This is a genomic window from Microcystis sp. M49636_WE2, from assembly GCF_030065375.1.
Lineage (GTDB): Bacteria > Cyanobacteriota > Cyanobacteriia > Cyanobacteriales > Microcystaceae > Microcystis > Microcystis aeruginosa_C.
This window is the reverse complement of the sequence record NZ_JASJFG010000742.1, coordinates 1-4,179: the sequence shown is the minus strand read 5'-3', so window position 1 is coordinate 4,179 and position 4,179 is coordinate 1. Positions and strand designations below refer to the sequence as shown.

At 44.2% G+C, this 4,179-nt stretch carries 3 protein-coding genes and 1 pseudogene; 1 reads left to right on the top strand and 3 read right to left on the bottom strand.

Features of this window, described 5'->3' with window-relative positions:
• From PX484_RS16965 to zds, 3 genes and pseudogenes are all read right to left on the bottom strand, one after another.
• Positions 1–107 (bottom strand): annotated as a pseudogene (locus tag PX484_RS16965) (long-chain acyl-[acyl-carrier-protein] reductase); the annotation flags it as partial.
• A 148-nt stretch (positions 108–255) separates the two neighbouring features.
• The gene (locus PX484_RS16960; RefSeq protein WP_288104876.1) at positions 256–951 is read right to left on the bottom strand and encodes an aldehyde oxygenase (deformylating); all 696 of its coding nucleotides are present in this window, start codon (positions 949–951) and stop codon (positions 256–258) included.
• Positions 952–1,180: 229 nt separating this feature from the next.
• On the bottom strand, positions 1,181–2,641 hold the full coding sequence (zds, locus tag PX484_RS16955; protein WP_002800446.1) for a 9,9'-di-cis-zeta-carotene desaturase: 1,461 nt from the start codon (positions 2,639–2,641) through the stop codon (positions 1,181–1,183).
• A gap of 137 nt (positions 2,642–2,778) precedes the next feature.
• Here zds and PX484_RS16950 point away from each other — a divergent pair.
• Positions 2,779–4,179: ArnT family glycosyltransferase (locus tag PX484_RS16950; RefSeq protein ID WP_288104874.1), on the top strand; the 1,401-nt coding region annotated here is incomplete at its 3' end.

Below are 4,179 nucleotides of genomic sequence, written 5' to 3'. Positions count from 1 at the left end.
GCACACCAAAAATCTAATCCCTGGTTAGCATATTCAGGATAACCTAGATCGTCGGCGACCGATTGGGCGTGTTCTAAACTGGTAAGATGACCTATAAGACCAAACATTGATTGTTCTTTCGTTAGACTAGATGGCACTAGATAAAAATTAGGATATTGCTAAGAAATCGTTAAGACTCTTAAATATAATACACAAAAGTGCCGCTCTGTGTTGAGCGGCAGCCCGGCGAAAAAAAGAAATCTAGACGCTCAAGCTTTAGACAGCAGTTAATCCGTAGGCAGACATTCGCATGATATCACGGGTGCTGAAACCAATATTGCTTAAAGCTTCCCCGTAGCTAATCATAAAGTCTTCCACGAGGGCCTCTTTTTCCATAGCGAGGACGCGAGCATCATCCTCGACTTGATTGAGCATTCTCCAGACAATGGGAAGATTAGCGCGATTTGCTGCTTCTAGTTCCTCTTTAGCGGTTTCAAAGTTAGCTTTTAGCCATTCTTCGCCAAAATTGAGATGTAAATATTCGTCTTTAACTACGCCTTCAGTAATTTTACGAGCAAAAGGATCAGCAACAGGAATATAAATATTATAGGCAGCGATCGCAAAAGCTTCGATAATCAAAGATTGGATTAATAAACAGGTGACAACTTTACCTTCTGCGTAGGCAATTTGGAAGTTATCGTGCAGAGAGGAAAAGAATTCTCTGGCATAATCCATATCAGGAGTGATTTGCAAATTTTGGCCGCAAGCTTGAAAACCTTTCATGTGACGGTTTTCCATTTTTGCCAGACGGTGTAACTCTTCTTTGTTATCGGTGAGGATGTCTGCTAATTGAATATAATTGCTATTGGCCTCGTATTCTCCTTCAATAACGATGGCATTAATGCGACTATAGGCTGATTTATAGGTTTCGCTGGTGAAATCAAGCTCTAATGGTACAGCAAGCTCTGGCATAAACTCGATTGACTCCTATTTCTGACGAGATTTTTCCGACGTTCTTTCCAGTCTAGGGTAAGCCTTCTAGATGGAGTGATCTTTTTACGAGTCTAGCTCGATCGGTCTTTTTTGTATAGCTTGGCTTGAGAGGCTGACTTGCCAAGTTAGCTATAGCGGTTATCTTTTGCCACCGAAAACAAGTTTAGAGGCAACCCCTTCTTAACAGACGAGATTGCCGGCTGTTTGCTCAAACCGTGGCTAAAGATTTCCGGCGCTCGGCCTGTTGTAAGATGGCCCTGGCTGCCTGTTTACCCGATAAAGTGGCCCCTTCCATGCTATCAATGTAATCCTGTTGGGTATAACTACCAGCCAGGAAAAAGTTAGGGATAGGAGTCGCTTGCGAGGGACGATAGACATCCATCCCCGGTGCTTCCCGATAGAGACTCTGGGCCAATTTCACCACACTAAACCAAGTCATCTTTAACTCCCGCGAGGAGGGAAATAACTGATGGACTTGCGCTAAAACGTGCTGGGCAATATCTTCATTTTTAGTTTTAATAAAAGGATCCCCGGGGGTTAAAACTAACTGTAATAAAGAGCCTTCTCCGGGGCGATAATAATCCCTAGGACTGGTGAGAGCAAGATCTGCAAAACAGGAGAAATCCGCTTGGTGGGTGTACAAAAGATTGTCAATTCCCACCGCTTTTTGCAGTTGTCGGCGTTTTTCGGCATCATTTAACTCCGTCACCCAACCGTCAAAACGCAATTGTACCGTAGCGACGGGGACGGCTTCTAGTCGGAAAATATTGTCAAAAATCGGCATTTTTCGCCAATCTTGGGGAATGAGACGCTGAATACCGGGGACATCACCAGCGCAAACGTAGGCATCTGCGGTGATAGTTTCTGTGGTTTCTCCGTTAGCGACGATCAGGCCATTAACTTGCAGATTTTCGCCCTCTCCAGAATAGAGAATTTCCCGCACCTGACGACGGGTAGAGATTTTGGCGCCCCGTGCCTCCAGATAGTTAATAATCGGTTTATGTAGGTATTCGTGGGGGGAACCTTCCAACATCCGCAGGACGGAAGCTTCGGTTTTAGCGGCAAAAAATTGGAAAATCGTCAGCATACAACGGGCCGAGATATTTTCCGTATCGATAAATCCTAAGGCATAGGCGATCGGATTCCACATTTTTTTTAAACTGCCGTCATTACCGCCATGGCTACGAAACCAATCGGCAAAACTAATCGAGTCTAGATCCCGAATCGTTTTCATCGCTCCTTGAAAGTCTATCAGACCGCGGACGATGGGACTGGTACCTAAGGCCAGAGAATTAAAGATTTTATCGGCTGCTGAGAGTTGGGAGGAGGTAAAAAAGGCTTTTAAACCGTTAAAAGGCGCACCTGCGACGAAACGAAAGTCTAATTCGCCGATTTTTCCCCCTTCGTTAATAAAAGTGTGGGTGTGTTCTTTGAGTAGTAGGGATTGAAAAGCGCCCACTTTTTTCATTAACTCAAAAAGATTATAGTAACAACCGAAAAAGACGTGCAAGCCCATCTCGATGTGATTACCGTCCGTATCTACCCAACTACCGACTTTTCCACCGACAAAGGGACGAGATTCTAAGATTTCTACTGTACAGCCCGCATCGACCAGATCGATAGCTGTTGCCATTCCCGCTAATCCCGCACCAACGATCACCACTCGCATTTGTCAAGTTCCTGTTACAATTTTTCACTAAATCTTTATTTTACCCCGATCGGTCTGGTGTTTCTTGCTGGCGATTTTTTCAGGGTCGCTTGAGGGCGTGGCAAAATAATTGAGAGTTGCACTAGGGAGAAGTCATTTTGAAGCGATCGCTAGATAGGAGACAGGGATTAATTATTGTCAGTATTATATGGATATTGGGGATATTAGTCGATAGATTCTGGTTTAGTCTCGATCATACTATTCCCGCTTGGGATCAGGCCGATTATCTCAACGGTGGGATTATCTATAGCCAAGCTTTCCAAAATCCGCGCTGGTTTGATGGGGATTGGTGGCGCGGTTTATGGCTAATGTCGCCAAAAATTCCCCCTTTAACCTATCTTTTAACGATTCCCTTCTTTAATCTCTTTGGTATTAGCGTTGACGCGGGTATGTGGGTAATGGCTATCTATAGCGCCCTACTGCTCTTTTCTGTGTACGGATTGGGAATTATCCTCTTTAATGGGACTGTGGCTTTATGGGCGGTCTTAATCTGTCAATTTCTACCCGGTTTATACTATTATCGCCTCGAATATCTCTTAGATTTTCCCTTAGCGGCAATTGTAACGTTTTCTTACTTTTGCTTGACATGGTGGCGATTTAGTGGTCAAGGCTGGCTAAAAGCGATCGCTGTGGGGATTGCTTGCGGTTTAGGGATGTTAGTCAAACAAACCGCCCTATTTTTCCTCTTTTTACCGATTTTGTGGGTATTGGGCGAAAATCTCCGGCGAAAACGTTGGGGCAATCTAGCGCAATTAATGCTCAGTTTTTTAACGGCAGCATGGTTAATGTTTCCCTGGTATCGGACGAATTGGTTATTAATGTTAACCGCGGGCAAACGTGCCACGGTAGATTCGGCGATTTTGGAGGGAGATCCGCCTCTTACCAGTCCAGATGCCTGGACATTTTACGCCCAAGTTTTACCCTATTTTCTTTCTTGGGTATTGTTATTAGTTCCCGTGGTGGGATTATTAATCTCCTTACGCCATAGAAAAACCGAAGATAAGGTTAATCGTCCTGTGTGGATTTGGTTAGGAGTTTTTCTGCTGGGGGGATACCTATTATCATCCCTCAACATCAATAAAGATGCTCGTTATATTTTGCCGCTTTTACCGACTTTATCCTTAATTTTATCCGTTGGTTTATTATCTTGGCGCGGTCGTTTTGCCCCCAGTATCCGTTGGGGAACGATAACTATTGCCGCTATCCTCACCAGCTTAAATTTATTCCCCTTGGGGGGAGATATAATTACTAACGTTTTCAGTCCCAAATTACAACACCATCCCTATTTAAAAACTGGCTGGCAGCACGAAGAAGTAGTTAAAGAGATTCTAGCCGATTCTCCCTATCTTCGCAGCACCCTAGGGGTTTTACCTTCCACCCCCGAATTAAATCAACATACTTTCTCTTTCTACGGTGGTAAACATAATTCCCAGGTTGCCGGCAGACAGGTGGGAGTTCGGGAAGAAGATATCGAAAAGGATGTCAATTCTTTAGATTGG

Excerpts from the sequence above, each read along its gene's own strand:
- PX484_RS16960 (WP_288104876.1), bottom strand. The coding sequence starts at position 951 with ATGCCAGAGCTTGCTGTACCATTAGAGCTTGATTTCACCAGCGAAACC.
- zds (WP_002800446.1), bottom strand. The coding sequence starts at position 2,641 with ATGCGAGTGGTGATCGTTGGTGCGGGATTAGCGGGAATGGCAACAGCT.